The sequence below is a fragment of the Ruegeria arenilitoris genome (assembly GCF_013031355.1).
Lineage (GTDB): Bacteria > Pseudomonadota > Alphaproteobacteria > Rhodobacterales > Rhodobacteraceae > Ruegeria > Ruegeria arenilitoris_C.
On the sequence record NZ_WPZO01000003.1, the window covers coordinates 97,392 to 122,933 of the forward strand.

Annotated in this window: 28 protein-coding genes, 1 tRNA gene and 1 pseudogene; 11 read left to right on the forward strand and 19 right to left on the reverse strand. The window is 59.4% G+C overall.

What is annotated here, in order from left to right; genetic code table 11:
• Positions 1–12 precede the first annotated feature (12 nt).
• The 8 genes and pseudogenes from GOX63_RS08970 to GOX63_RS09005 form a co-directional block, all read right to left on the reverse strand.
• Positions 13–1,221, reverse strand: coding sequence for an AAA family ATPase (locus tag GOX63_RS08970; protein ID WP_170325634.1), 1,209 nt, complete (start codon positions 1,219–1,221; stop codon positions 13–15).
• 24 nt (positions 1,222–1,245) lie between these two features.
• Positions 1,246–1,941, reverse strand: coding sequence for a TadE/TadG family type IV pilus assembly protein (locus GOX63_RS08975; RefSeq protein WP_170325635.1), 696 nt, complete (start codon positions 1,939–1,941; stop codon positions 1,246–1,248).
• Positions 1,938–2,444, reverse strand: coding sequence for a TadE/TadG family type IV pilus assembly protein (locus GOX63_RS08980; protein ID WP_170325636.1), 507 nt, complete (start codon positions 2,442–2,444; stop codon positions 1,938–1,940). Before GOX63_RS08980 ends, GOX63_RS08975 begins: the two co-directional genes overlap by 4 nt.
• A gap of 5 nt (positions 2,445–2,449) precedes the next feature.
• A complete protein-coding gene (locus GOX63_RS08985; protein ID WP_170325637.1) occupies positions 2,450–4,018 on the reverse strand; it encodes a pilus assembly protein TadG-related protein in 1,569 nt (522 codons plus the stop codon).
• Positions 4,019–4,041: 23 nt separating this feature from the next.
• Complete coding sequence (gene cpaB / locus GOX63_RS08990; protein WP_170325638.1) at positions 4,042–4,857, reverse strand: Flp pilus assembly protein CpaB; 816 nt, start codon at positions 4,855–4,857, stop codon at positions 4,042–4,044.
• A gap of 143 nt (positions 4,858–5,000) precedes the next feature.
• Complete coding sequence (locus tag GOX63_RS08995) at positions 5,001–5,171, reverse strand: Flp family type IVb pilin (RefSeq protein WP_170325639.1); 171 nt, start codon at positions 5,169–5,171, stop codon at positions 5,001–5,003.
• A gap of 372 nt (positions 5,172–5,543) precedes the next feature.
• Positions 5,544–5,975: pseudogene (locus GOX63_RS09000) on the reverse strand (IS6 family transposase); the annotation flags it as partial.
• A 206-nt stretch (positions 5,976–6,181) separates the two neighbouring features.
• Positions 6,182–6,271 (reverse strand) — tRNA-Ser (locus GOX63_RS09005).
• Positions 6,272–6,472: 201 nt separating this feature from the next.
• On the opposite strand from GOX63_RS09005, the gene GOX63_RS09010 reads away from it, so the two are divergent.
• From GOX63_RS09010 to GOX63_RS09045, 8 genes are all read left to right on the forward strand, one after another.
• Positions 6,473–7,657 carry an SPOR domain-containing protein gene (locus tag GOX63_RS09010; RefSeq protein ID WP_170325640.1) on the forward strand — a complete coding sequence of 395 codons (1,185 nt, stop codon included), beginning with the start codon at positions 6,473–6,475 and terminating at the stop codon, positions 7,655–7,657.
• Positions 7,658–7,673: 16 nt separating this feature from the next.
• On the forward strand, positions 7,674–8,840 hold the full coding sequence (locus GOX63_RS09015; protein ID WP_170325641.1) for a D-alanyl-D-alanine carboxypeptidase family protein: 1,167 nt from the start codon (positions 7,674–7,676) through the stop codon (positions 8,838–8,840).
• A complete protein-coding gene (gene tmk / locus GOX63_RS09020) occupies positions 8,837–9,460 on the forward strand; it encodes a dTMP kinase (protein ID WP_170325642.1) in 624 nt (207 codons plus the stop codon). The genes GOX63_RS09015 and tmk overlap by 4 nt, the downstream gene beginning before the upstream one ends.
• A 10-nt stretch (positions 9,461–9,470) precedes the next feature.
• Positions 9,471–10,592 carry a DNA polymerase III subunit delta' gene (locus GOX63_RS09025; RefSeq protein WP_170325643.1) on the forward strand — a complete coding sequence of 374 codons (1,122 nt, stop codon included), beginning with the start codon at positions 9,471–9,473 and terminating at the stop codon, positions 10,590–10,592.
• Positions 10,589–11,395 carry a TatD family hydrolase gene (locus GOX63_RS09030; protein ID WP_170325644.1) on the forward strand — a complete coding sequence of 269 codons (807 nt, stop codon included), beginning with the start codon at positions 10,589–10,591 and terminating at the stop codon, positions 11,393–11,395. The genes GOX63_RS09025 and GOX63_RS09030 overlap by 4 nt, the downstream gene beginning before the upstream one ends.
• Positions 11,392–12,189, forward strand: a complete 798-nt coding sequence (locus GOX63_RS09035) for an MBL fold metallo-hydrolase (RefSeq protein ID WP_170325645.1) — start codon at positions 11,392–11,394, stop codon at positions 12,187–12,189. The genes GOX63_RS09030 and GOX63_RS09035 overlap by 4 nt, the downstream gene beginning before the upstream one ends.
• 42 nt (positions 12,190–12,231) lie before the next feature.
• Entirely contained in the window at positions 12,232–13,164 is a 933-nt protein-coding gene (locus GOX63_RS09040) for an AEC family transporter (protein WP_170325646.1), read from the forward strand.
• A gap of 71 nt (positions 13,165–13,235) precedes the next feature.
• Positions 13,236–13,934: a sirohydrochlorin chelatase gene (locus tag GOX63_RS09045; protein ID WP_170325647.1), complete on the forward strand. Its 699-nt coding sequence runs from the start codon at positions 13,236–13,238 to the stop codon at positions 13,932–13,934.
• Between the two features lie 65 nt (positions 13,935–13,999).
• Here the strand turns inward: GOX63_RS09045 and GOX63_RS09050 are convergent, their stop codons facing one another.
• The 5 genes from GOX63_RS09050 to GOX63_RS09070 form a co-directional block, all read right to left on the reverse strand.
• Positions 14,000–14,989 (reverse strand): GGDEF domain-containing protein, encoded by a 990-nt coding sequence (locus GOX63_RS09050; protein WP_170545586.1) that lies wholly within the window; start codon positions 14,987–14,989, stop codon positions 14,000–14,002.
• Positions 14,986–15,573, reverse strand: a complete 588-nt coding sequence (locus GOX63_RS09055) for a heme NO-binding domain-containing protein (RefSeq protein ID WP_170325649.1) — start codon at positions 15,571–15,573, stop codon at positions 14,986–14,988. The genes GOX63_RS09050 and GOX63_RS09055 overlap by 4 nt, the downstream gene beginning before the upstream one ends.
• 121 nt (positions 15,574–15,694) lie before the next feature.
• Entirely contained in the window at positions 15,695–17,254 is a 1,560-nt protein-coding gene (locus tag GOX63_RS09060) for a trimethylamine methyltransferase family protein (protein WP_170325650.1), read from the reverse strand.
• Between the two features lie 120 nt (positions 17,255–17,374).
• On the reverse strand, positions 17,375–18,067 hold the full coding sequence (locus GOX63_RS09065) for an HAD family hydrolase (protein ID WP_170325651.1): 693 nt from the start codon (positions 18,065–18,067) through the stop codon (positions 17,375–17,377).
• Between the two features lie 25 nt (positions 18,068–18,092).
• The gene (locus GOX63_RS09070) at positions 18,093–18,377 is read right to left on the reverse strand and encodes a DUF3572 domain-containing protein (protein WP_170325652.1); all 285 of its coding nucleotides are present in this window, start codon (positions 18,375–18,377) and stop codon (positions 18,093–18,095) included.
• A gap of 87 nt (positions 18,378–18,464) precedes the next feature.
• Between GOX63_RS09070 and GOX63_RS09075 the strand changes: the two genes are divergently transcribed.
• Positions 18,465–19,865: a diguanylate cyclase gene (locus tag GOX63_RS09075; RefSeq protein WP_170325653.1), complete on the forward strand. Its 1,401-nt coding sequence runs from the start codon at positions 18,465–18,467 to the stop codon at positions 19,863–19,865.
• Positions 19,866–19,870: 5 nt separating this feature from the next.
• On the opposite strand, the gene GOX63_RS09080 is transcribed toward GOX63_RS09075, so the two are convergent.
• Genes GOX63_RS09080 through GOX63_RS09095 form a run of 4 tightly spaced genes read right to left on the reverse strand, consistent with a single transcriptional unit; the run spans position 19,871 to position 21,769 of the window.
• Positions 19,871–20,344, reverse strand: a complete 474-nt coding sequence (locus GOX63_RS09080) for a periplasmic heavy metal sensor (RefSeq protein ID WP_170325654.1) — start codon at positions 20,342–20,344, stop codon at positions 19,871–19,873.
• Positions 20,341–20,691 (reverse strand): hypothetical protein, encoded by a 351-nt coding sequence (locus tag GOX63_RS09085; protein WP_170325655.1) that lies wholly within the window; start codon positions 20,689–20,691, stop codon positions 20,341–20,343. The genes GOX63_RS09080 and GOX63_RS09085 overlap by 4 nt, the downstream gene beginning before the upstream one ends.
• Positions 20,684–21,295, reverse strand: a complete 612-nt coding sequence (locus GOX63_RS09090) for an RNA polymerase sigma factor (RefSeq protein ID WP_170325656.1) — start codon at positions 21,293–21,295, stop codon at positions 20,684–20,686. Before GOX63_RS09090 ends, GOX63_RS09085 begins: the two co-directional genes overlap by 8 nt.
• 6 nt (positions 21,296–21,301) lie before the next feature.
• Positions 21,302–21,769, reverse strand: a complete 468-nt coding sequence (locus GOX63_RS09095) for an EF-hand domain-containing protein (RefSeq protein ID WP_170325657.1) — start codon at positions 21,767–21,769, stop codon at positions 21,302–21,304.
• Between the two features lie 200 nt (positions 21,770–21,969).
• Between GOX63_RS09095 and GOX63_RS09100 the strand changes: the two genes are divergently transcribed.
• Together GOX63_RS09100 and GOX63_RS09105 are read left to right on the forward strand one after the other, a co-directional pair.
• Positions 21,970–22,365, forward strand: a complete 396-nt coding sequence (locus tag GOX63_RS09100; RefSeq protein WP_170325658.1) for a DUF983 domain-containing protein — start codon at positions 21,970–21,972, stop codon at positions 22,363–22,365.
• A gap of 28 nt (positions 22,366–22,393) precedes the next feature.
• A complete protein-coding gene (locus GOX63_RS09105; protein ID WP_170326012.1) occupies positions 22,394–23,095 on the forward strand; it encodes an NUDIX hydrolase in 702 nt (233 codons plus the stop codon).
• 3 nt (positions 23,096–23,098) lie between these two features.
• On the opposite strand, the gene GOX63_RS09110 is transcribed toward GOX63_RS09105, so the two are convergent.
• Entirely contained in the window at positions 23,099–24,766 is a 1,668-nt protein-coding gene (locus GOX63_RS09110; protein WP_170325659.1) for a ribonuclease J, read from the reverse strand.
• On the reverse strand, positions 24,763–25,542 hold the full coding sequence (locus GOX63_RS09115; protein ID WP_170325660.1) for a type III pantothenate kinase: 780 nt from the start codon (positions 25,540–25,542) through the stop codon (positions 24,763–24,765). Before GOX63_RS09115 ends, GOX63_RS09110 begins: the two co-directional genes overlap by 4 nt.

Consider the following 25,542-nt stretch of genomic DNA (forward strand, 5'->3'; position numbering starts at 1 on the left):
CTTAGACTCCAATTAAGCTGCGTTGTTTCTCAGATCGGTTTTGCCGACCATCGTTTCATTCATGATTTTCCGACCCATCGTGCGTATAGCCTTGGACAAGGCACAGCTGCCTGAGGCTTGCGACAGCAACTGACCCCGATCCAGCGCCTGCTTTGCGTGGCGCGCGTCGCTTGGCAGCCAGAACCGCAACTCGCGTTCCAGTGCCTTTTGGGCTTCGACATATTGGCTTGAACGGAATGTCGGTTTCGTTTCCTGGCTAATGACGATCTCAACCGGAGGTTCGAGCCGCTCTTTTGTGAAGAACTCGATCAAACGGCAGGACTGGCGCACCGAAGAGACCGAGCTGTCGCCCACCATCAGCATCCGGTCCGACGCGTTTACAACCGCACCCAGCCAATCGACCAGCACCCGAGGCAGATCAATGACGACAAAGTCGAATTCCAGACGCAGAGTCTCGATCAGCGCGCTGACCTGTTCGCGTGTCAGAACATCCAGAGGAATGAATTCTTCGGGAGCGCTCAGGACTTCCAAACCGGATGCATGTTGCACCAGAGATTGCTGAAGGAACGTCCGGTCAGGCATAACCCCATCCTGAGCCATTCTCAGAATCCCCGAGGAGGGCTGCAAGTCCAAGGACGTTGCGACCGTACCGAATTGCAAATCCAGATCGACGACAACGACCTTGTTTTGCGTCTTTTTTCGGAAGATGCCGGAATACCCCTGCAATTGGTCGGCCAGATTAATAGACAGCGTTGACGCACCGATGCCACCGCGGGCCGGGCACACGCTGATGATCTGTCCCAATCGCTGCGGTTGCGGCGTATAAATGGTGGGCAACAAAGATTTGTCGACCGTCAGACGCTGAATCTGCTCGGCCAGTTCGTCCTGCCCGATGGGATAGGGCAGAATCTCATCAACGCCCGATTTGTTCAGCGCACGCACTTCGGTCAATGAGATGTCACGGTCGCTAAGTGCCAGCAAGGTGCCGCGCGAACCGGCGCTACGACGAAGATCGCTGACAGTTTCCAGATCCAACTCACCTGAAAAGCTGAACACCAGCAGATCATTTTCACCCATCAGATCACAGGCGCGGCCGTTTACCGAAGACAATGTTCCGGAATGCGTCTCGAGCGAAAGATCATCGAACCGGTCAACGGCCTGGGCGACTGAATTCTTAATCGCCTCATTATCAGAGATTAGGGCTAATGATTTTTGAGTCATTTTTCAGCTCCCATGATTAGAAATTCAACCGTTGACTCCGCTGGCGAGGTCTTCGCCAGGAAGGGTTGCGCTAAAGTCGGAAAATATCTTGAAGCCCGTGGTCGCGGCGGTCAGTGCATCGGTTTCTGGCGTAGAGCCGCCCAAAACCAGCGCTGCGATCGAACCCAACGGAGAGACAAACCGGAACGGAAGTTCTTCGATTGACACTGTGACCATCGGTACATAGGGGCCACCCAGGAAATTCATTTCCGGGTCGAAGTCGTAAGTGAACGTGATGTTGCTTTCGTCAAAAGTTGCGGTGGGATCGTTGGGAACGGCAAACTGAAGCATGTTCCAGATGTCGGTCACGGTGGTCTGGGCAGCTGCATTCACGGGGTCCGCACCGGTGCATATGGTGGCGGCCGGTTCGACACAGACGCCAGCGGCGAAACTGCAATTGGTTCCGAACCGCGGGCCGGTGATATCGGTATAGGTGCCTCGGCCGTTGGTTGTCGGAACACCGCCACATGCGGGTGGCATCACTGCTGCCATCCGAGCGGCAACCTGTGCTGTCTTTTCAGCCGCAACATAGTGGAAGGCCAATCGGCCGAAATCTATCAGGCCCAGGAATATCAAAAGGAACAATGGCAGGACAAAAGCAAGCTCGATGACCGTAGACCCATCTTCCTGACGGGCAAGTCGCCACATTTCGCGGGTTATCTTGTGAATGCGGCGGGTCATGGTCCAAACACCCGGCTGCGATCTGTGATCGTGGTTTGGATCTGCGCCGATGCCGAGCCTCCAACCAGTTGGAACACGGGCGTGAATGGCAGATTTGAAATTGTCAGTGACGCGGTCAGTACGGCAACCGGTGTGGGCGAAACGCGGTATTCATCTGCGTTGCCAACGCATTCTAGGGACAGAGTGTCTAGACCAACAGCAATGTCAGTGGTCGAAAGCGACGTCAGAGTATTTGAGACAGCGGTTTGGAAATCGCCGATTGCAGCGCTTGGCGAGGCAGTGCACAGGTCCGACGGGGCGATCCGGCCAACATAGCGGGCAGTGTCCCGAACCCCCGAGATCGCATTTTGATAGGACCAGAAAATCCGCCCCCCTTCGACGATCAGGGCAAATGTTACCAACAGGATCGGCAAAAGGATCGCGAATTCGACCAACGCCGCGCCGGACTGGTCATTGCGGAACCGGTTGAGGGTTTTTCTGATATGACGGGATGCACCAAACATGATCATTACTCGTAAAGCTGAACCAGATCGTGAACGATGCCGCCGACTCCGGCGCCGCCGATGCCATCCGATACGGTCTGAATGACTTCACCATAGATGACGGCGTTGGCACCGGTGCTGCCGGATTCCGAGGGGCGGATCAGAAACATCTCGATGAAACTGGTGACCGGAATGGTGCCCGACCCGCCGTTAAGCTCGTCCGCATACGTTGCGCAATCGATACCGGCGACGGTGATGACACGGCGCGTAGGATCGGCGCGACCGTCTGACGGGGGTTGGCACGAAGGCATGCTGCTTTCAGCTTTACCGCCGGCGGTCAGGATAGCTTCCAGGGCGGGCTGGTTGGTGACCTCTGCATTGTAGATGTCGTAGCGGGTGCCACCGGTCGGGAACCAAGATGGAATACCGGTTGGGAGAGGGCCGCTGAAATCAGCGCCGTAGTTGATGGTCAGATAATCGGTAAGCCCAGCCGTAAACACGCCATTGCCGATACGCGGCGACGGGCAAGTGCCGCTGGCAAAACAATCGTCAAGCGGCAGCCCAACGGTCGCGGTCGGATCAAGGGCCCCGTTCTCATCATAAGTGGGCGACAGCTGGCTGGTGCAGTTGTTTCCGTTACTTGCAGTGACCCAACCGTCCAAGACATGCGGAGAAGAGGCGAAATTGTCGACGTCGTAGCGCGATTCGTTGCTGAACTGCTTTGCGCTGGATTCAAACCGGTCGAAACGTGTATTGAAGCCCGCGATCATGTTGCCCACGCTCAGGCCCGGTTTGGTTTCTACCCCTCTTTGGCTGAAGCACATGGAAACAACGCGCGATGCGGCCAGAGCACATGAATCTTCCTGACCGTTTGGTGCAGGTTCGCAGGCACCAGAATCGTCGATAGCCAGAGTCTGGTTGGAAGACAGAAAACCGAAATTTCCGGGACCCCATTGACCATTGCCGCCCTGACTTACCATCCTAATAAGCTGACCTTCCGTCAGATCGAGGCTGGGCTGCGGCAGGCAGATGAACATCGGGGTGATGTCGCAGGCCATCAGGGTGAAGCCTGCCACGGCCTCGGCATTGACACTGGAGAAGGGTTGCTCATTGCCCAACAGAGCCGCCGCCGCCGCCGCCAGCGGAGTGGCGACCTCGTGCGTGTCGACGGTAACCCGAACAAATGCTGCAATCGGTCCGCTGGCCGGGTCGTTCGAATCCAGCAATTGCGCGGGTTGAGCGGGATCGATCGTAGTGATTGGCGGGTTTTCGTAAAACCGCAACTGGTAATCCGTTTCGCCAGACAACAGCTGATCCTTGTTGCGCACGCCAAAGCTTTGGCGGTCGCGGATCATGTTTGCAGCTGCGTTTGTGGCGCGCGAGATTGAATCCGGGCGACCATCCAGTTCCCCCGCAGCCGCAAGGGCGACATTGTCCGCAAAGCTCTGCAATTCCGACTGGGTGGTGGTCACGCGGCCAATGTCGAATGCAAGGGCGGCCATACCGACCATGACCGACAGAGCCACCGCAACAAAGACCAGGATCGCGCCATCTTCGGAGCTGCGGAATTGACGTATGAATTGAGCTAGGGACATAGTCAAAGCCTTCCTTGGTCGATTCAGTTGATGACGGATTCTGTCACTTCAGTGCCGCGGCGGACCCGGATAATCGTTTTGCGCACCGGTTCTTTGACGTCCTGCGCAACGACCGGTTCATCAATCAGCAGATCGTTCAGCCTCGTCATTGTCAGCGACTTGTCCTCGGTGTCATCAATGGATCGCAAGGTCAGGCTCAGCCGACCGGCACGTTGCGCCAGGGCAAGGCGCTGGACCTGATCCGGGGTAACGGCAACAGTAACCGTGCGCGCAACAACGGGTTGGTCGGTCTGTTCATCAGATTCCTGATCAACACCGATGACCCTGATGTTTTGCAAAATGGTGACGGCTTGCATGTCTCGTTTTTCGCCGGTGGTCATCACCACGTCGACCCGATCCCCCGGGGTGACAAAGCCCCCTACGGCGGTTTCAGCGTCAACCTCGATGGCCATGGCGCGATGATCTGAGCCCAGCGTCTGAACGATGGTGACCTTTTCACCAAAGTCGGAAACCTTGTTGTTCAGGATCAGCTCACCCTGAGCAATTGCGCGACGGGCGCGACGGGTCGGCATGCTGGCCGCAGCAATCAGGTCGTCGTAATCTGTGAAGACGCCCACGGGTACAGCCCCCCGGGGCCAGTCAATGGTGGTCAGCGCGCCGGGCTCGATTTCTTCACCGAACGAAATATCGCGCGATGCAACAACCACGCTCACCATCTCGCTCTCGGCCTCGACATTTGCGGACTGAGTATCGAATTGAATGTAATCCCGAGCGACGTAAACCGACCCTCCGGCTACGACCAGGCCCGTCAATGCAGTGAAAATGGCAGAGAGTCTCATCTGGTGCTCCTTCAGCTATTTCCTGGCGTTAATTGAATGAACCGATCTGAGCGGTTGCAACTTGCCAGCGGATCAAGAGAATTTTCCGGGGCGATAAGCACGCGGGGCTGAGCGCACCGCGTGCTTTGTCTACCGTCAGGCAGTTACATCAGTCCTTCGGCGTCTGTGAACTGACCGTTAACGTCGTTGCCCAAAGCAGTCAGAGTGGCCACTGCAATCGCCGTGACGATGGTCAGGGCGACGCCGTATTCCACGATGGTCGCGCCGCTTTCGTCACGTGCCATGGTCTTCATCATTACATAAAGCTTCAACATCTTACTCTCCTAGTTAACTCACTAGTTACTCATGGATGCCGCCCAAATCCGCGGCGTTCTAACCCCCCCATACCGACGGAGCCTTCCACAAGGTTAGGTCCCGCCATCAGGGCGCCGCATCCTCCAAACCACGGAGAAATACACGTTAAAATTGTAAGATTTGGCAGTTTGGTCGATTCTTTGTCGCAAAATTGCCTGATTCCTCACCGGAATCCGAATGGCCAGATTCGTGATTCTTTCCCAACCGACGAGCCGCCAATTGCGGTGCTGGTGCTGTCAGACGAATTCGAACCAGTCTCAGTTTGCCGCGGAATCCGTGATCCTATTCGGAACAAAGTTGACACCACTCGGCAAGAGCTCGGTGCGCGTCAGCTTGAAGGAGTCTGTGACGATCTCTTCGGCGCAACCGTGCCGCTTCATCAATTTCCTGAGGAATTTCAGTGCTGCAGCCTTGCTTCGGCGTTTTGTGACAACGGCTTCCAGCACCTCTCCTTCGTGATCAACGGCCCGCTAAAGATAATGCCGCTTGCCATTTACCTTTACGAAAACCTCGTCCATGTGCCACTTCCATTTGGAGTATGCTCTCAATTGCTGAACACGCTTTCTTCGGATCTCAGCGGCAAACATCGGGCCAAACCTGTTCCACCAATACCGGACAGTTTCGTGCCTCACGTCGATGCCTCGCTCGTGCAACAAATCTTCGACATTCCGAAGCGAGAGCGGGAAACGGATTTACAGCATCACGGCCAAGCGGATGATTTCGGGACTGGTTTTAAAGTATTTGAAAGAGACAGGTCTGGTCATGGGCAAAAGCTACGCCCCCCCCTACCCCGCTCAACTGAAGCTCTTGTGACAAGACCCCGCCAAAATGCACCACTGAGACTAGGGCCGGAATTGCGCTATGAATGCGCGGTCCGCTCCGTCTCTGATTGAAAGCGCATGCGCCAACGCGCGGGAATTGCGGCACAATTCCGGGTCAGAAAACATAACTGAAGTGAGACAAGTATGAGTGGCGGGGAGACAGGGATTCGAACCCTGGGGACGCTCTCACGCCCAACGGTTTTCAAGACCGCCGCATTCGACCACTCTGCCACCTCCCCGCGTGGGGCCGGGTCTAAGGCCAAGTTGAAACGGTGGCAAGAGCAAATAGGGAAATCTCGCCTAAGCGCGCGCAGTGGTCTTTCCATGACACATTGCCCACGTTATGCTTCGCAGGAAAGACCGTAGCAGGCCGGCATGACAGAACCGGTGATTGGCGGCAGGGCTCAGGAAATGAGGCCCTTCAGGCAAGGGATGACAAAATGAAACGAGCGAGTGAGACACGCGCAAACCCGCGATCGCTGGCGGCACTTGTCGTGACATTGGCGGTTCTGGCTGGTTGTGAGGAGGGTTTGTCTCCGGAGGGGGCCTCAGAAGAAGCCCCGAGTGATGACACCCAGACCGATGACAAGGTCGAGCTGTTCCCGGATTTTTCGAACGCCTCAGGTGCATCCGTCGAGGCACCGGATGTGTTCAACGTGGTTGAAGCCGGTCTTTGGGATGGCCGTCCATCCTTGGGCGGCATCTGGGTTGCCCATCCCGATGTCACACAACCCGAACGCGTGGTGATCAAGAACACGTCCAACAACAAATCCATCACGGGCGCCTTGTTCCGGCGGGAAAGAAGCCAGCCCGGACCAGCGTTGCAATTGTCCTCGGCAGCGGCAGAGAAGCTGGGCATCCTGGCCGGAGCGCCAACCAAGGTCGAGGTCATCGCCCTGCGGCGCAAACCGGTCGAGGAAAAAGAACCGGAACCGGAAGAGACGCCGGAAATCGAAGCCGCAGAAAACACACCTGCTGCTGAAGACTCCAAGTCTCAGGACGATGCAGTCGATACGGCAGCGGCTGAAACTGAAAAGCCTGCCAAGCGCAAGTGGTGGCAAAAGAAGGAAACGGTTGCCGCAGCTGGCGCAACCGGAGCAGCCGCCGCAGCGGCAACCGAAACTGCGGCTGAGGCAACGACCGAGGCGGCGGAACAAGTGGTTGAAGCAGCCGCAGAGGCAACTCCGACCCCTACCCTGTCGGACCCCGAAATCACTGCGCCCACAGAAAAACCCGCCAAACGAAAATGGTGGCAGAAGAAAAAATCCGATACGATTACCGAAACGCCTCTGGACCCCATCGCGGGCGCGGCCGCTGCTATTGACGCGGCAGAGCCGACCCCGGTCGCCGCAACCGCTGCCGCAACCTCTCAGCAAAAGGCTACGCGCTCGCTGCCCAAACCGTACGTTCAGGTCGGAACTTTCAATGTCGAAGCCAACGCCCAAAGCGCGGTTTCGAAGATCGAGCGGAATGGCATGTCCGCTGATATTCGCGAACTGAAAACGGACGACAAAACGGTCTGGCGTGTTCTGGTTGGCCCGGCAAATACCCGCGCGGAACGCAACGCGATACAGCGCGACGTCAAGGATCTTGGCTTTACCGACGCGTTCACCGTCAAAAACTGAAACAAAGGAGGCCCCCGTGCTGTCCTCACTGCGATCATCTGTTTTGACCCTCGGGCTGGCTCTGCTGGCCCTGCCCGCCCATGCTTTCGACACGCAGGCCCGCGCGGCCTATGTGATGGACCAGACAACCGGGACCGTGCTTCTGTCCAAAGAGGCGGATCAACCACTTCCGCCAGCGTCGATGTCCAAGCTGATGACGCTCTACGTCGCGTTCGAAGCGCTGCGCGATGGCCGCCTGACGCTGGATGAAACCCTGCCCGTTTCCGAACACGCGATGAGCTATGGCGGCTCGACCATGTTCCTGAACACGCAGGACCGCGTCCGGGTCGAGGACCTGTTGCGCGGCATCATCGTTCTGTCGGGCAATGACGCCTGCGTTGTGATCGCCGAAGCGCTTAGCCCCGATGGGACCGAGGCTGGGTTTGCCCGTTATATGACCCAGCGCGCCAAGCAAATGGGCATGGACAACTCGAACTTTGCCAATTCCAACGGCTGGCCTGCGGCGGGTCACATGATGTCGGTCCATGATCTTGCCATTCTGGCGGATAGGCTGATTTCCGACTTCCCCGAATACTACCCGCTGTTCGCCGAGGAGGTGTTTGAATTCGATGGCCGCGCACCATCAAACAAGCGCAACCGCAACCCGCTGCTGAAACTGGGGATCGGTGCCGACGGCCTGAAAACCGGCCACACGCAAGAGGCCGGGTATGGCCTTGTCGGCTCGGCCAAGCAGGGGGATCGCCGGGTAATCTTCGTTCTCACCGGCCTCGACAGCACCGGCAAGCGGGCAGAGGAGGCTGAGGCCGTGGTTAACTGGTCGTTTCGAAATTTTGTCGAGAGGACAGTTGCCAACGCGGACACACCGATAGCCCAGGCCAAGATCTGGATGGGGGCGAAAAAGACCGTGGATTTGGTTCCCGAAGAGGATCTGTCCCTGCTGTTCCCGGTGCTGGGCGACAAGAATATCGAGGCCGAGGTGGTCTATGACGGCCCAGTAAATGCCCCCGTTGAAAAGGGTCAACAATTGGCCGAACTGGTGATCAAACCCGAGGGTCTGCCGGAAATCCGGCGTCCTCTGGTGGCTGCTGAAAGCGTCGCGACCGGAGGTTTCGTAGTGCGCATGATGACCGTGGGCGGGATCGTTCTAACCGATGTAATCGGTAATCCACTGGACGCATTGTGACGGGATCCGGGTTGTTTCTGACCTTCGAAGGCATTGACGGATCAGGCAAATCCTCGCAAGCGCGAATGCTTGCGGATCGACTGCGCGATCTGGGCCATGAAGTTGTGTTGACGCGCGAGCCCGGTGGCTCGGCCGGGGCCGAGGAAATCCGTCGTCTGGTGCTGGAGGGCGACCCCGACCGCTGGTCGGCCGAAACGGAGCTGCTGCTCTTCACTGCTGCCCGCCGGGATCATCTGGAACGCACCATCGAACCGGCACTGGCCGCGGGCAAGGTAGTGATCTGCGATCGGTTTGCCGACAGCACCCGCATGTATCAGGGCCTATCGCGGGGGAACCTGCGCGCTTTGGTCGATCAATTGCACAGCCTGATGATCGGGCGCGAACCCGACCTGACCCTGCTGATCGACATGGACCCGCAAACAGGCCTGACCCGCGCCAAGGGGCGTCAGGGCACCGAAGAGCGGTTCGAAGATTTCGGTATCGACTTGCAGGAAAAGATGCGCGCAGGCTTTCTGGCGCTTGCGGATGAATTCTCGGACCGTTTCCGGGTGATAGACGGCAACCGGGACATGGACAGCGTTGCACAGAATGTGACAGATATCGTCCTGCAATCTTTGTGAATGGCGATAGATGAGCGACGACACCCCAACCCCGGATCAAGCCCCCGGTGCGCCGCACCCGCGCGAAACCCGGCACCTGTTCGGACAGGCTGAGGCCGAGCAGGCGTTTCTGAGCGCCTATACCTCGGACCGGTTGCACCACGGCTGGCTTCTGACCGGACCGCGCGGGGTGGGTAAAGCAACGCTGGCCTGGCGCATTGCCCGGTTCTTGCTGGCAACACCACCGGCTGAGGAGGACGGGTTGTTCGGGGCCCCGCCGCCGCCTGAGTCGCTGGAGATTGATCCTGACCATCCCGTCGCGCACCGCATTCTGGCTGGTGCCGAGCCGGGCCTTGCCGCGATCACCCGTTCGCTGAACGATCAGGGGCGGCTGCGCAACGAAATCGTGGTCGACGACATCCGCAAGCTGGGGAAGTTCTTTGGCCTGTCGTCCGCTGATGGCGGGCGCCGGGTCGTGATCGTGGACTCGGCGGACGAAATGAATGTCAGCGCGGCCAATGCCTTGCTGAAGATGCTCGAAGAACCGCCCGCGCGCACGACACTGCTGCTGATCTCGCACCAGCCGTCACGCCTGTTGCCAACGATCCGGTCTCGCTGCCGCACCTTACGGCTGTCTCCGCTCAGCCCCGAGGACATGCAGGCCGCCCTGACACAAACGGGCGCGGAACTTCCCGGACAGACCGATCATCTGGCCGCACTGGCCGCCGGGTCCGTGGGGGATGCCGTTCGGCTGATCAATCTGGGCGGGCTGGAGATTTACGCTGAACTGATCGCCATTCTCGGCACCCTGCCCCGGATGGACCGTCAACGCGCGTTGGCCTTGGCCGAGGCCGCCGCCCAGCGCGGTGCAGCAGACCGGTTCGAACTGCTGCTGACCCTTATCGACGTGGCCCTGTCCCGCCTTGCCCTGACCGGTGCAACCGGCACACCGCCCAGCCCCGAGGCCGCCCCGAATGAGGCCGAAACACTGGCGCGCCTGTCCACCTCTCCGCATCAGGGCCGCCAATGGGCCGAGGTCTCAGCGACAATCACAGCCCGCGCGCGTCATGGTCAGGCGGTGAACCTTGACCCTGCCGCTCTGGTCCTAGATACGGTGTTCAAGATACAGGAAACCGCCGGTCAGAGCAGATGAGCGACACCCCCCAGATCACCGACAGCCATTGTCATCTGGACTTCCCCGATTTCGAGGGGCAACTGGACCAGATCATCGCCAACGCCGCTGAGGCGGGCGTGACCCGCATGGTCACGATCTGCACCCGCCTGCGCAACGAACCCACCGTCCGCGCCATTGCGGAGGCCCACGCGCCCGTCTTCTATGCCGCCGGCACCCATCCCATGAGTGCGGCAGATGAACCGATGGCGACAGTCGACGAACTGGTCGTGCTGTCCCAGCATCCAAAATTCGTGGGCATTGGTGAAACCGGGCTGGATTACCACTACACCGCCGACAGCGCCGACGTGCAGAAGCAATCGTTGCGTGTCCATATCGAGGCCGCCCAACGCACTGGCCTGCCCCTGATCATCCATGCCCGTGCCGCCGACGATGACATGGCGCGCATTCTGGCCGAGGAGCACCGCAACGCGCCCTATTCGTGCGTGATGCACTGCTTTTCGTCGTCGGCAGAACTGGCCAAAGCCGCGCTGGACCTGGGGTTTTACTTGTCCATGTCCGGGATCGCCGCCTTCCCCAAAAGCCAGGAACTGCGGGACATCTTCGCTGCTGCTCCGGTTGACCGGGTTCTAGTGGAAACCGACGCGCCCTACCTGGCCCCGCCCCCCTATCGCGGCAAACGCAACGAGCCGGCCTATACCGCCCATACCGCCCGCAAAGGGGCCGAAGTGTTCGGCATGGACTATGCCGATTTCGCCGCCCAGACGCAGACCAATTTCGACCGGCTGTTCACCAAAGCCGCGACCTACAAGGCGGCCGCATGACCGAGCTGCGCTGCACCATCCTCGGCTGCGGTTCTTCCGGTGGCGTGCCCCGTCTGGGCGGGCATTGGGGCGCGTGTGATCCGAACAATCCAAGGAACGTCCGCCGCCGCTGCTCGATGCTGGTGGAACGCGACGGGCCTGAGGGCACCACATCCGTCTTGATCGACACCACCCCAGATATGCGCAGCCAGTTGCTGAGCACCGGGACCGGGCGGCTGGACGGAGTAGTCTACACGCACAGCCACGCGGACCACGTGCACGGCATCGACGATCTGCGCATGATCGTCTTCAACATGAAGACGCGCGTTCCCGTTTGGGCGGATGGCGACACCCAAAACGACCTGTTGGGGCGGTTCGGATACGCTTTCATTCAACCCGAAAGCTCTCCCTACCCTCCGATTTTGGATCTGAAGACCATTGATGGCCCGTTCGAAATCGACGGCCCCGGTGGCCCGATCCCGCTTCATCCGTTCAAGGTCAACCACGGCTCGATCGACTCGCTGGGATTCAAAATGGGCAAGCTGGTCTATCTGCCGGACGTGGCCGAATTCTACGACAACTCCTGGCCCTTGTTGGAAGGGTTGGACTGCCTGGTTATTGACGCCCTGCGCCGGTCACCGCACCCCACCCACGCGCATCTTGAAAAGACGCTGGGTTGGATTGACCAGTTGAAACCCAAACGCGCGGTGCTGACCAACATGCATATCGATCTGGATTATGCCACGGTCGAATCTGAGACCGCCGATCACATCACCCCGGCCTATGACGGCATGGTGATCCGTCAGGCTCTGTAGAACGCTGCGGATGCGGCCTGCGATATCCCCCGGGGTGGCAAGATGCTGCAAAATCTGATCGACGTCATTCTGCCGGTTTTTCTTGTGATCGGAGCGGGATACACCGCGACACTGTTGGGGTACTTCAAAGAGGTCCATGTAGACGGGCTGATGAAGTTTACCCAAGGTTTCGCCATTCCCTGCCTGCTATTTCTGGCCATCGCACATCTGGACCTGAGCGCCAGCTTCGACCCTCGACTGTTGGCCAGCTTTTACATAGCAGCGGCGCTGTGTTTCACCGCCGGCCTGTTCGGTGCCCGCCTGATCTTTCGCCGCGAGTGGGAGGATTGCGTCGCCATCGGGTTTTGCTGCCTGTTCTCGAACTCGGTCCTACTTGGCCTGCCGATCACCGAGCGCGCCTATGGGCCCGGAAACCTGTCCGGCAACTACGCGATCATCGCCTTCCACGCCCCGTTTTGCTATGCCGTCGGCATCACCGTGATGGAGGTGGTCCGAAATCGCGGCAACGGCGGCACACTCATGGTGCGGTCGGTCCTGACGGCCATGTTCCGCAACGCCCTGATCCTCGGTATCGCGCTGGGTTTTGTCGTCAATCTGTCCGGGATCGGAGTGCCCTCGGTGGTGGACGAGGCACTTGGCCTCATTACCCGCGCCGCCCTTCCCGGAGCCCTGTTTGCTTTGGGCGGTGTGCTGGTCAAATACAAGCCCGAGGGCGACCTGCGTGCGATTGCCTATGTCTGCGCCATTTCGCTGATGCTGCACCCCAGCCTCGTGTGGCTGTTCGGATCCACAGTTGGCCTGCCGCAGGATCTGTTTCGCTCGGGTGTACTGAACGCGGCAATGGCCCCCGGCTTCAACGCCTATATCTTTGCCAGCATGTATGGCCGGGCCAAACGGGTCGCGGCTTCATCCGTGTTGGTCGGGACGGCAGCTTCCATCCTGTCAGTCTGGTTCTGGCTGACACTTTTGGGCTGATGGCGAGACGGATTGGATTGACTTTGGCACGTCAGGGAACACCTATCGGGAAAGCAGACAGGATCAATTAAATGCCCTACGCCCTTATCGTTGCCCATGGCCAACCTTCTGACCCGATCCCGGCGGAACAGGCGCTGGCCGCCTATGCCGCCGAGGTGGACGCCCTGTGTGATGGCGTGACCGTTCGATCAGCCACTCTGGCAGCTCCTGGCGTATTCGAGCAGCGCGTGTCAGAGCTGCCGGACGACGCCGTGATCTATCCGCTGTTTATGGCCAAAGGGTGGTTCGTAACTGGTGCCCTGCCCAAACGTCTTGCTGGGCGAAACCTACGTATACTCGATCCGCTGGGGGTTGATGCAGACCTTCCGGGTCTAGTTGCGGCGGCATTGCGTGATACGCTGAACAAAAACCAATGGATTTCAGAAGAAACCGATCTGGTGTTGGCTGCCCACGGTTCCGGCCGCAGCCGCAACCCATCTGCGGTGGCCCGCGCCTTTGCAACTGACTTGGCGCAACTCCTGTCATTCAAGTCGATACGTCTAGGGTTTGTAGAAGAACCCCCCTCCATTGCTGAAGCTGCAGCTGGCCTGTCCGCTCAGGCGTTGTGTCTGCCGTATTTCGCCTGCCACGGCGGCCATGTGCTTGAGGACGTCCCGCAAGAGTTGAACGAGGCCGCGTTCCAGGGCCAAGTGATGCCGGTGGTCGGAGAATTGCCCCGGATCAAGCACCACATAGCAACCACCCTGTCCCGTCTATTCCACGAGACCTGACCGACCGAGAAGCCACAAAGTTTTACGCATCCAAGGCTAGCCCAAGGTAACCGCGGAAGCACGCCCTATCGCTGCCCCACAAGCACCGAATAAAGGCAGTGTCGGGACCTGCCTTTTCTTTTGGCTTCATACAGCGCCAAGTCCGCCGCGTTCAGGATTTCAGCCGCTTTAGGGGGCTTGAACTGAGTGGACAATGCGGTTCCGATGCTGGCAGAAATCCGGCAAGGATTGTTTTCGAACACCATCGGCTTTCGCAGCCGATCGATGAGGCGAGCGGCTATTGTCGACAGAACAGCTTCGTCCGACAGGCTTTTAAAAATAATAACAAACTCATCCCCACCAACGCGTGCAACCGTGTCATCGCTGCGGGTCTCTTCCACCATGATCCGGGCAGCCTGTTGCAGCACATAATCCCCTGCGGCGTGACCGTACTGATCGTTGACCGATTTGAAGAAATCCAAATCCAGATGCATCAGGGCAAACGGTGAATTCCCGGAAACCAGATGACCCAACAACACATCCATCGCCCGTCGGTTCTTTAGCCCGGTCAGCATATCGGTGAAGGCTTTCTCTTCGGCGGCTAGCATCGCCCCCTGAAGCCGCAGGTTCAGCGACCGCGAGGCCTCCATCGCTGCGGACTTGGCCTCGACCAGATACAGCAATTCGATGGCCAGATCGGTGCCTGAGAAATCCGCACTGGTCAGAGCATAGTCGCGCACCGCATCCAGAATCGAGATACCAAAGGACAGGTTGATGACCGCACCCTTTCCCTGCGGCAGTGGGGCGATCAGCCCTTTGAGCGCAGTGCGCGGCGTATCGTGAAGCTTGAGGTGCAGCTTGGCCCCTGCCAGTGCCATGAGCGCCGATAACGTCGTCACGGTGCGCGGTCGCACCAGTTCGAAGACCTCCAGAAAGTCTTTTCCGGCCATCGGCTGATCAGGGCGCAGTTTTTGCAATGTCGGCCCAACGCGCAATATGCGTCCGTTTTCGTCCACCAGCACAAACATCGGACACAGCGTTTCCAGAAGCGCCGCGAGATCACCAGTACCCATCATGTTTTCCGCGCCCCCAGATCGAAATGACGCCCTTCGGCAAATGCGCTTTCCACAAGAACGATCGAAATGACCTCGGCCTCACCCTCCTGCCCGTCATGGGACAGCATCGCCAAAGCGCCGTAATCATCGGCCATGGCGCGCAAAACTCCGACCATCACACTGGAATAGCCGGGCAGACCCGGGTGGCAGAAAAGTTGGTATTCCGTTGGCGCTATCTCTCTCAGCTCCAGTGCTGGCAGGCTGAGGTCCGAAACGGCCAGCCGCACCCGGTCTGACAGATCGTCAAGCGAATGCAGGAATTCGACATAGGTGACACCGCCAAAGCGCAGCAGCCGCCGTAAATCCTCCATGTTGGGGTGAGAAACCAGATAGGTTCCCAGATCCTCAAGGATTTCGGCGCGCGGACGGCTCAGGTCAGCACACAGCGCGTCCAGAACCCGAACGGTCATGTCATCGTCGTAGACCAGCATGGCCTCAAACTCGACAAAGCCCAACTCGGCGGCCTCGGTCACACGCAGCCAGCACGATTGCCCGTAGGTCGCGCATACAAATGACTGTACCGCCCGATTGATCAGACCATGCATCGGATGCCCCAGATTGGTTTCTGCACCAATCTGGCCTGACAATCCTTAACAAAACCCCAAGATGGTCGGTGAGATGCCGATAATCTGATTGAGTCTCACGGAGGAACCCGTTGACCGTAAACTAGAAATCCGTCGGCGCCCCACCTTCGGCCTTCCGTCGGGTGACAAATTCGGCCAATTCTTCGCGGATACCCTCATCCATCGCCGGCGGCTCAAAGCTGGTGATGATTTCCTTGAACATGTGATGCGCTCGTTCCGCCGTCCAGATACCGCCCGCAACATTCCACCCTTCGTAGTTTCTCCAATCGCTGAGGAACGGCTGGTAAAACGCCGTGGAGTAACGGTCCTGCGTGTGCTGAACGCCAAAGAAGTGGCCATCATTGCCGACCGCGCGGATCGCCTCCAGAGCGATCTCATCCGGTCCGGTCGCAGTTACCTCGGGCTGCATATAGCGTTGGATTTGCTGCAGGATTTCGCAGTCCATGATGAATTTCTCGGGGCTGGCGATTAGCCCGCCCTCAAGCCATCCGGCCGCGTGATAGACCATGTTGGTGCCCGACTGTACGGCGGCCCACAGAGAGTTCGATGTCTCCCACACCGATTGCCCGTCCGGCACGTTGGCCGCACATACCCCCGACGACCGCATCGGCAGACCGTAGAACCGGGCCATCTGCCCGGTCATCTGAGTAGACCGCATATATTCGGGTGTGCCAAAGGCCGGAGCCCCCGACTTCATGTCCACATTGGACGTGAACGTCCCAATCACGCAGGGAATTCCCGGACGGACATATTGGAACAGAGCAATCGCACACAGCGCTTCGGCCAGAGATTGCGCCACAGCCCCGGCCATCGTCACCGGCGCCATCGCCCCGGCCAAGGTGAACGGAGTCACCACGATCGCCTGCCCCCGACGTGCCAGACGCAGACATCCGTCAATCATCGGGTGATCATGTTTCAGCGGAGAAGTCGAGTTGATGTTGGTGTACATCCGCGGCGTGGCTTCGAACTCTTCATGGCTCAGGCCGCCCGCGATTCTGACCATCTCCATCACGTCTTCGACGCGCTCCTTACCCAGCGAATAGGCGTGCATCGCTTTGTCGGTCAGCGTGAGTTTATCGTACAGGACGTCCAGATGCCGGATGCTGGCATGGATATCGACCGGCTCAACCGGGTAGCCCCCAGCAAAGTGGATACAGTTGAAATACTGCGTCAGTTTCAACAGGTTCCGGCACATCTCGCGATTGCCGGGAACCTTGGTGCCAATCTCCATGTCCCAGTAGTTTGGCGGAGAAGACACGTTGCCGAACACCATGTTCCGGCCACCGATTTCAATCGTCCGGTCCGGGTTTCGTGGCGTAATGGTAAAACGCGATGGCGCCTTGGATACCATCTCCATAACGAAATCCCGGCCCATGCGGATATTGCTGCCGTCGATTGTACATCCGGCCTGGCGCAGGATGCCGATTGCTTCTTCGTTGTAGAACTCGATCCCGATCTCTTCGAGGATACGCATAGCGCCATCGTGGATCGCCTCGATCCCATCCTGATCCAGCGGTTCGGTCGGCTTGTCGATATTGATCGGAGGGTTAAACGGCATCTGGTCGATGACAGCGCTGCCCCTGCGTTCAGCGGCACCGGCCCGTCCCCCACTGCGACGTTTGCGCGTTTTCGTGTCAGCCATTTGATCCTCCGGAACTTGCTTAATCCTATGCAAGCCCCGAAGAGGGGTGTCTGGCCGCTCTGTCTGCGACAGTCTATGTCGGTTTCTTATTCCGAAGCGCCGAAATTAACCGCCGCGCGATCAGTTTTTGGACAACCAGTCGGGAATATGCCCGATATCCGGCAGCACAACATCCGCCATCGGCGCCAGCGCCTCAGCCGGAGCCATTCCCGTGAGGACTCCGATCGTGGTCATCCCGGCGGCGCGCCCGGCCTGCAGGTCATGCAGGCTGTCACCGACCATCGCGACCCGTTCCGGGTCTACGCCCACATGGGTCGCAAACGCCAGCAACTGTCCGGGACCCGGCTTGAACCCGTGGCCACTGTCATAACCCGCGACAAAATCGAAATGGTCTCGAATCCCGACCGAAGCCAGATGCTGCAACGCGGGCATCTCTCCGTCATTCGTTGCAACACCAAGTTTGAACCCGGCCTGCCGCAACCCTTCGAGAAATGGTTCCAACGGAACCGCCTGCGCCTGCGGGGCCGAGGCCGATTCGGCGTTCAGCACATCGATCAGCTCGTCCTGCGTCATATCTGGCAAATGCGGAGCGAGGTCCGCGGCGATTTCCTCGACCGTTCCAGCGATGACGATGCTATCTTCGGAATAGGTGACCTGCTCAAGATCGAACCCGATCACCCGACCCAGTTCGGCGGCGCGCTCGTGGTCACCTTCGGCCAGACGCAGTACCATGTTGCGCCCAAATGCGCCCCAAGTATTGGCAAAATCAAACAAGGTTCCGTCCTTGTCGAACAGGATCGCGTCGATGGGCATTGAATGCTCCTGCAAGGTTGTTGGATCAGGTCCAGTGAACGTCGGCGCCACCGGACAACACCGCACGGGCCTGACCGGGCTGATCATAGGGCACGGAGTTAGCGTCACAGAAAGCGATCACCCACGAATCGTCAAGCATTAGAAACTCCAGCACCGATCCCAGGAATTCCGGTTCACCCGCCCGGTCGCGCAGGTCCTGCGCCGCGGCGCCGGTAGACCCCAGAAAAATCGGCAACAATTCACCGTTACCGACCAACCAGCCTAGAACATTGAGCGCCAGCGTTTCTGCAGATTGGGTGGAGATTGACATAAAATTGCCCCGGATCAGGTCACGGAAAGGGTTTGTTAACCAGACTCATAAACACTTTGGCAACGCATGCAATCAATGGTGACTGATATGTCCGTGCAGGGAACCATCCTTGTCCTCGATGGGACCTCAACCAATCGCATCATGCTGAAGGTCCAATTGACGGCAGCATGGTACCACGTCGTACAGGGCGAAAGGCTTCAGGGTCTCGCCGGGCTGTTGCGGCGCGCCAAACCCGATCTGGTGCTGTCATCTCAGACCTTGCCGGATGGCACGGCGGCGGATGTCAAAAGGCTGGTCTTGGCTGATCCGGATCTGATCGGCGTGCCGGTGGTTGCGATCGCGCCGCAAAACGACAAGGCCGCCCGGTTGACGGCCTTGGCGGACGGATTGGACGATGTTCTGGTGCACCCGTTCAAAGACACGTTCCTGCTGGCCAGAGTGCGCAGCCTGTTGCGCGCACGGGCTGAAACGCAGGATCTACATGTGGAATCCGGTTCGCATCCCATCGGATTTGCGGAACCCAGCGCCTCGCCCCTCATACCACCCAAGACGGCCAGCGTGGCCATTCTGACGCAAACCGCCCGAACCGGGGCGTTGTGGCAGAGCGCCCTGTCGAAACGCACGCGGCACAACCTGTCGGCGCATACTACGACAAATCTGCAGGGCGTTTTGTCCGGGCCTGTGCCGGACGCCATCATCTTTGAAATCAGCGCGGACCCATCGGGCCTTAACCTTCTGGCCGATCTGAAATCCCGCAGCACCACCCGGCATACGGTTCTGATCGGAGTTCTTGCCGAGGGCAATGCCGCACTGGCGTCTGAGGCACTCGACCGGGGCGCCGATGCGATCTGCATGGACGGGTTCTGTGCGGAAGAGGCGCTGTTGCGTCTGGACAGCCAGATCCAGCGCAAAACCCGGTTGGATCAGATGCGCGCCTCGCTGCGACGTGGATTGGTCGAGTCCTGGGTGGACCCTCTGACTGGGTTGCACAACCGCCGCTATGCGATGCGCGCGATGGATCAGATCGCCCATCAGTCCACCCGCACCGGAAAAGGCTTTGCCGTGATGCTGGCCGATCTGGACCACTTCAAGGCCATCAACGACAAGTTCGGCCATACCGGCGGGGATCTGGTGCTGACCGAGGCGGCCAGACGGTTGAAGCAGACCGTCGGCTCAGCCGGTTTCATTGCCCGGATCGGAGGGGAAGAGTTCATGATTGGCCTGTCAGAGACCACGCAGGCTCAGGCCCTCAAGCTGGCCCGCAGCCTGTGTGACTGCATCCGCGAGATGCCTTTCGACCTGCCGGACGCCCCTGCCCCTGTCCCGGTCACGATCAGCATTGGGTTGATCGCACCCCAGCTCAATGTGGCCTCACCATCGCATCAGCCCGCTAGGTTGGAAGGGTTGATCAAATCGGCCGACACCGCGCTCTATGCCGCCAAGACCGCCGGGCGCAATCAGGTTCGGGTCCGGCAAAGCGCGGCCTGAGACTGTTAATCCTTGTGCTTACGGCCGTGACGTTTGCGCTGCACCACCTCTTGCAGGCGGTCTGCGTAAATCTGGCGTTCGGCATCCGTCATCGCAGTGATCCGGTCCAGCCATTCCTTCTGCAACGCGCCTTGCAACTCTGCCATAGACTGAGCCTGTTGTTGCAGCAGGGCCTGAACAACTGTTGGATCGAACGGCTCAGCCCGCAATGCGGCCTCCAGCGCGGCAAAATCTTGTGCCCGGAGTTTTGCCCCCTTCACATGCCGCTCGGACAATTCCCCGCGCAGGGCTTTCCGATCCTCTTTCGGCAGCGCCCGATAAATCGCCGGTCCGAACCCGGGAGGCGGCTTGCCGCGATCCCCACCCTTGACCCGGTAAACCGTGCCCAGAGCAACCCCGACCACCAATAGGTTCAGCGCCAGCGATACGGCCAAAAGAACCGTTACCCACCGTCTTTTGGGCTTGGTATTATCGCTCATTCGGCGTCCTCCAGAAATGTTGTGTCCAGGCCAAGGTCAGCGACCACAAAGCTGGTCTCCTGCGGGTAGATAATCGTTGCCGGGTCGGGCAGAAACTCTGGCGCTGACAGTCCGATCCAAACCCCTGCTGCGCTAGCCGCAACAAGGCCGCTCATGCTCTGCCAGCCTCCGATCCCGTCCAGTATCCGCGACCAGACAGAGCGCGGCTGTGCGGTAGGCTTCAGCCGGTCCAGACGCACCGTTTCAGCATCCGTCAGAATGCGCACCGCCAGATCATCGGGCAGTTCGGGTCGGGTTTGCCGTGCTTGGGCAAACAACTGGTCAAGTTCCGTGTTGTTCTCAGCCATCTTCGTACCCCAGTTCATCCTGCCGCCCGGCCAATATCGCCGCCAAGGCGCGTTTCCCACGCGCAGTCAGGCTTTCCACCGCTTCCGTCGAAACACCCATGATCCCTGCGATTTCCGGGTTGGGCAACTCCTCGATATGCCGCAAGATTACCGCCTGCCGTTGGCGGTCCGGCAGTTGCGATAACGCCGCCTGCAGTGCATCCTTTCGCGCCGCGTCCTGCAATCGATCCGCTGCGCTGAGATCGCCGTCCTCGGGCTCGGGCACATCGTCGAGCCGGTCCGGCCGTTTCTTGCGCTGTATGTCCACACACAGGTTCAGCGTCACGCGGTAGAGCCAGGTTGACACTTTGGCCTGACCGGGCACCCAATTCGGCGCCAACTGCCACAGCCGCATCATCGCGTCCTGTGTCACGTCTTCGGCTTCGGCCCGGTTTCCCAGCATACGCATAGCAACTGACAAACACCGCGGCGCCAACCGATCAGTCAGTTCGCGTGCAGCGGCAGCATCGCCCTTGGCGAACTGCCGCAACAACGCATCGTCCGACATATCCGCGGCGCAAGACGCGCCACGGATTTCGTGCAGGGGGGAGGTCAGATCCTCCATCCTTCATCAGCTGTCGTCAGAGCCCGCCTTGCCGTGCTTTTTGTGCTTTCGGCCCATCCGCTCTTTTGCATCGGCATATTCCTGTTCCGAGATCGTTCCGCTGTTATCCGCGTCGATACGGTCAAACATCTTGCCAGCGCGGCGCGGTTTGGGCAACTCGTCCTCGCTCAGAAAACCGTCCTTATTGGCGTCTTGCCTTTCGAACATCTTGGTCACGCGGTCATTGGCTCTCTTCTGCGCCGCGGCCTGCATTTCCTCGACGCTCAGCTTACCGTCGCCATTCGTGTCGGCCTCGGTAAATTTCTGCGTCCGGTGGGCCTCCATCTCTTCCTTGGTCAGTTGACCGTCACCATTGGCGTCCAGTTCTTGGAAGCTCACAGGTTCGCGATCTTTCGGACCGGCCGCCAGAACCGAAGTGCCTGTGACTGCAACGGCCGAGATCAGGATGGCCGGAATGAATTTCGCGCTTTTCATATCGTTTTCCCTTTGTTTTGCGGCCCCATCGCCGCTGCTCACATAGGTTCAAACGGCTCGACCAGCGGGTTCCGTCGCAAAAATCTCAAATATTTTGACGGCCGGTTGCAGCCAACCTAAGTCACAAAGCGCCGCACCCCCCTTTTCTGCGGAATAAAACAAGCGCATTATCCTGCGCAATCGAACGCGCGAGTTTCAGAATGACAGATCAGACGATCGACGCCATGACCGAGAATGACCGGCCGACACGGCCTGCTTTGATCAAAGGGTTTCGCGGCCGTTGCCCAAAATGCGGCGAGGGCAAGATTTTGCACGGCTACCTGAAGGTCAACGATACCTGCAGCGATTGCGGGCAAGAGCTGTTTCATCACCGGGCAGATGACGGCCCGGCCTATCTGACCATTCTGCTGGTTGGCCACCTGCTGGCTCCGGCGCTGCACGTGACATATGTCGAGTTTCGCCCCGAGCCCCTGACAATGTTCCTGATCTTTGCCATCGGATGCACGGCGCTGTCGCTGTTCCTGCTGCCCCGGCTGAAAGGCGCGATGATCGCCTATCAGTGGGCGCGTCGGATGCACGGGTTTGAAAAAGCGTAATGGCCCACGTGAACAGGTCGATCAGCATATGACAGAAGACAAATCAGCGATACGGAACGCGGCAACAGTCATCGTTCTGCGGGACCGTTTGACCGAACCGACGATTTTGATGGGACAGCGCGGCGCGAAAGCCGTCTTCATGCCCAACAAGTTCGTGTTTCCCGGTGGTGCGGTCGATGCGGCGGACAGAGACATCCCTCTGGCCGCCCCCATGCCCGAGCTTTGCCGCGAACGGCTGGACGAGAGGTCCGAACCGGGGCTCCAGACTGCGCTGGCGGCGGCGGCAATCCGTGAGTTGTGGGAAGAAACCGGTTTGATTCTGGGTGAACCCGGCACGTGGGACGACACGGTGCCCGAGGATTGGCAGGGCTTTGCCTCCATGGGGTTCCGCCCCGCTGCCGATGCCCTGCAGTTCGTGTTCCGCGCAGTAACGCCGCCTGGCCGCCCCCGCCGCTTCGACGCGCGGTTCTTTCTGGTCGATGCCAGCGCAATTCAGGGCGATCTGGACGATTTCAGCCGCGCCTCGGATGAGTTGTCCCACCTGCAGTGGGTACCCCTCAACCGCGCGCGCGATCTGGATCTGCCGTTCATCACCGAGGTGGTTCTGGCCGAAATCGCAGCCCGGGTTTCAAACCCCGAGCCGCCTGAAACCGTGCCCCTCTACCTGCATACCGAGGAACAAAGCCTGTTTCTGCAGCTCAAAGGCTATCCGATGCCGGACGCCGACTAGGCGTCACTTCATCCGGCTGATCACTGTGGTCACTTCGGGCTTTTTGCCAATCTCGGCCTTGGCGGTCTGACGGACGATGCGGCGCATGGCTTCTTCCAGCTTATCATCGTCGCGCAAAGTCTTGGCGTCCGCACGCATCAGGAACTGGTTCAGATCCTCTTCCAGCACTTCGACCAGCGCGGCCTTGGAGGTTCCGATCTCGGGCAGACCCATCGTATCGCACCACGGCTCGCCCAGAGGCTCGTCCTCTTCGTCCAGAATGACTGTCACCGTCACGTGCCCGTTCAGAGCCATGCGGATACGATCGCGAACTATCCCGTCCAGCGCACCGACCTTGACGGTACCGTCCAGATAGGTGCGACCGGTTTCGATATAGTCAGCCACCTTGGGTTCATTGCCGGTCAGGTCCAGCATCGTGCCGTTCACGGCCAAGATGCCCGTGCGTCCACCGGCCTCGGCCAGCTTGGCGTGTTCGCGCAGATGCCGGTGTTCGCCATGCATCGGGATCACCATCTGCGGGTCGATCAGCGCGTGCACTCTCTCAAGATCGGGACGATTGGCATGGCCGGACACATGGTACAGGCCCGAGCTGTCGTCCACCACGTCCACGCCCTTTTCACTGAGCTGGTTGATGATGAAGATTACGCCACGCTCGTTGCCGGGAATGGTTTTGGACGAGAACAGGAACAGGTCGCCCTCTTTCAGCTCGATCCCGCGATACTTGCCACGCGCCAGTTGCGCGCTGGCGGCGCGGCGTTCACCCTGGCTGCCGGTCACGATCAGCATCAGGTTCTGGCGCGGCAGGTCCACGGCCTCTTCGGCGCTGACGACTTTGGGGAAATCCGACAGAATGCCGGTTTCGGTCGCCGCTTCGATCATCCGCCGCATCGCACGACCCAGCAACACGACCGAGCGCCCAGCCCGCGCGCCCGCTTCGGCCAGCGTTTTCACCCGCGCTACGTTCGAGGCAAAAGTGGTCGCTACCACCATGCCCTCGGCGCTTTCGACCAGCTTGGTGATCTCGGGGCCCACCTCGGATTCCGAGCGGCCATCATGGGGCGAAAACACATTGGTGCTGTCACAGACCAGCGCTTTGACGCCGGGTTTGGCAACTTCGGCCCACAGATCAGGATCGAACGGCTCACCCACCACCGGGTTTGTATCCAGCTTGAAATCCCCGGAATGCACGATCCGGCCTTCGGGTGTATCGATCACCAGCGCCGCGCTTTCGGGGATCGAATGCGAAACCGGCAGGAACCCAACCTTGAACGGGCCAACGGAAATCTGTTCGGGCCAAGCGGAAACCGTCTGAACCGCGTCCTCCGGGTGACCATGTTCTTCCATCTTGCGGCGCGCAATATTGGCAGTGAAGGCACGCGCATAGACCGGAGCCCCCAGTGCTTCATAACAATGCGCAACGGCACCCACATGATCCTCATGCGCGTGGGTGACGAACACGGCATCCAGCCGGTCAGCCCGTTCCTGCAGCCATGAGATATCGGCGTGGATCAGATCGACACCGGGCGTCGTGTCCATGTCCGGAAATGTCACCCCCAGATCCACGAGGATCAGCCGCTCCTGCCCTGGCTTGCCGTAGCCATAGACATAGGCGTTCATCCCGATTTCACCGGCACCGCCCAGCGGCAGATAGATCAGTCGTTCACTGCTCATGATGAGCCATTTTCCTTGTTATAGCGATGGATCACGGTCAGCCCGTGCATCGTCAAATCGTCTTCGATTGCGTCAAACCCGACATCCGCCTGATCGAACAAAGGCGCAAGCCCACCGGTGCCGACCACTTTCATCGGCATCCCGTATTCCTCTTTGATCCGGGCAATCAGCCCTTCGATCAAGCCGGAATAGCCCCAATACACGCCGGATTGAATGCAGCCAACCGTATTCGTACCAATCACTTTTTCCGGGCGGGTGATGTCGATATGCGGCAATGCCGCCGCCCCCTGGTGCAGCGCCTCGAGGCTGAGGTTCACACCAGGCGCGATGATGCCCCCAACATAGGCCCCGTCCGAGGCGACCACGTCAAAATTTGTCGCCGTCCCGAAATCGACAACCACCACGTCACCGCCGTGACGGTCAAACGCGCCGACCGCGTTGGCCAACCGGTCGGGTCCGGGAACGGTGCCCTCGTCAATGCGCGGCGCCACGGGCAACAGGCATTCCGGCTTGCCCACAACCAGAGGACGGCAGCCAAAGAAACGGTCAGCAAAGATGCGCAAGTTGAACACCACACGCGGCACGGTCGAGGCAATCACCACATCGGTGATATCTGCGTGAATCCCATAGTGTTTCACCAGCGTCGAATACCAGGTGAAATAGGCATCCGCCGTGCGGGAATGGTGGGTTGAGGTGCGCAGCGTGCACAGGAACTTCTCGCCATCCCAGATCGAGAAAACGGTGTTGGTGTTGCCGCAGTCAATTGCCAGAAGCAT

Excerpts from the sequence above, each read along its gene's own strand:
- GOX63_RS08980 (WP_170325636.1), bottom strand. The coding sequence starts at position 2,444 with ATGTTTGGTGCATCCCGTCATATCAGAAAAACCCTCAACCGGTTCCGC.
- GOX63_RS09080 (WP_170325654.1), bottom strand. The coding sequence starts at position 20,344 with ATGAGCGATAATACCAAGCCCAAAAGACGGTGGGTAACGGTTCTTTTG.
- GOX63_RS09040 (WP_170325646.1), top strand. The coding sequence starts at position 12,232 with ATGCTGCAAAATCTGATCGACGTCATTCTGCCGGTTTTTCTTGTGATC.
- GOX63_RS09115 (WP_170325660.1), bottom strand. The coding sequence starts at position 25,542 with ATGCTTCTGGCAATTGACTGCGGCAACACCAACACCGTTTTCTCGATC.
- GOX63_RS09090 (WP_170325656.1), bottom strand. The coding sequence starts at position 21,295 with ATGGAGGATCTGACCTCCCCCCTGCACGAAATCCGTGGCGCGTCTTGC.
- GOX63_RS08995 (WP_170325639.1), bottom strand. The coding sequence starts at position 5,171 with ATGTTGAAGCTTTATGTAATGATGAAGACCATGGCACGTGACGAAAGC.
- GOX63_RS09095 (WP_170325657.1), bottom strand. The coding sequence starts at position 21,769 with ATGAAAAGCGCGAAATTCATTCCGGCCATCCTGATCTCGGCCGTTGCA.
- GOX63_RS09110 (WP_170325659.1), bottom strand. The coding sequence starts at position 24,766 with ATGAGCAGTGAACGACTGATCTATCTGCCGCTGGGCGGTGCCGGTGAA.
- GOX63_RS09030 (WP_170325644.1), top strand. The coding sequence starts at position 10,589 with ATGAGCGACACCCCCCAGATCACCGACAGCCATTGTCATCTGGACTTC.
- GOX63_RS09060 (WP_170325650.1), bottom strand. The coding sequence starts at position 17,254 with ATGGCTGACACGAAAACGCGCAAACGTCGCAGTGGGGGACGGGCCGGT.
- GOX63_RS09010 (WP_170325640.1), top strand. The coding sequence starts at position 6,473 with ATGAAACGAGCGAGTGAGACACGCGCAAACCCGCGATCGCTGGCGGCA.
- GOX63_RS09075 (WP_170325653.1), top strand. The coding sequence starts at position 18,465 with ATGTCCGTGCAGGGAACCATCCTTGTCCTCGATGGGACCTCAACCAAT.
- GOX63_RS09065 (WP_170325651.1), bottom strand. The coding sequence starts at position 18,067 with ATGCCCATCGACGCGATCCTGTTCGACAAGGACGGAACCTTGTTTGAT.
- GOX63_RS08975 (WP_170325635.1), bottom strand. The coding sequence starts at position 1,941 with ATGACCCGCCGCATTCACAAGATAACCCGCGAAATGTGGCGACTTGCC.
- GOX63_RS09050 (WP_170545586.1), bottom strand. The coding sequence starts at position 14,989 with ATGATGGGTACTGGTGATCTCGCGGCGCTTCTGGAAACGCTGTGTCCG.
- GOX63_RS09085 (WP_170325655.1), bottom strand. The coding sequence starts at position 20,691 with ATGGCTGAGAACAACACGGAACTTGACCAGTTGTTTGCCCAAGCACGG.
- GOX63_RS08970 (WP_170325634.1), bottom strand. The coding sequence starts at position 1,221 with ATGACTCAAAAATCATTAGCCCTAATCTCTGATAATGAGGCGATTAAG.
- GOX63_RS08985 (WP_170325637.1), bottom strand. The coding sequence starts at position 4,018 with ATGTCCCTAGCTCAATTCATACGTCAATTCCGCAGCTCCGAAGATGGC.
- GOX63_RS09070 (WP_170325652.1), bottom strand. The coding sequence starts at position 18,377 with ATGTCAATCTCCACCCAATCTGCAGAAACGCTGGCGCTCAATGTTCTA.
- GOX63_RS09105 (WP_170326012.1), top strand. The coding sequence starts at position 22,394 with ATGACAGAAGACAAATCAGCGATACGGAACGCGGCAACAGTCATCGTT.
- GOX63_RS09025 (WP_170325643.1), top strand. The coding sequence starts at position 9,471 with ATGAGCGACGACACCCCAACCCCGGATCAAGCCCCCGGTGCGCCGCAC.
- GOX63_RS09035 (WP_170325645.1), top strand. The coding sequence starts at position 11,392 with ATGACCGAGCTGCGCTGCACCATCCTCGGCTGCGGTTCTTCCGGTGGC.
- GOX63_RS09100 (WP_170325658.1), top strand. The coding sequence starts at position 21,970 with ATGACAGATCAGACGATCGACGCCATGACCGAGAATGACCGGCCGACA.
- cpaB (WP_170325638.1), bottom strand. The coding sequence starts at position 4,857 with ATGAGACTCTCTGCCATTTTCACTGCATTGACGGGCCTGGTCGTAGCC.
- GOX63_RS09055 (WP_170325649.1), bottom strand. The coding sequence starts at position 15,573 with ATGCATGGTCTGATCAATCGGGCGGTACAGTCATTTGTATGCGCGACC.
- GOX63_RS09045 (WP_170325647.1), top strand. The coding sequence starts at position 13,236 with ATGCCCTACGCCCTTATCGTTGCCCATGGCCAACCTTCTGACCCGATC.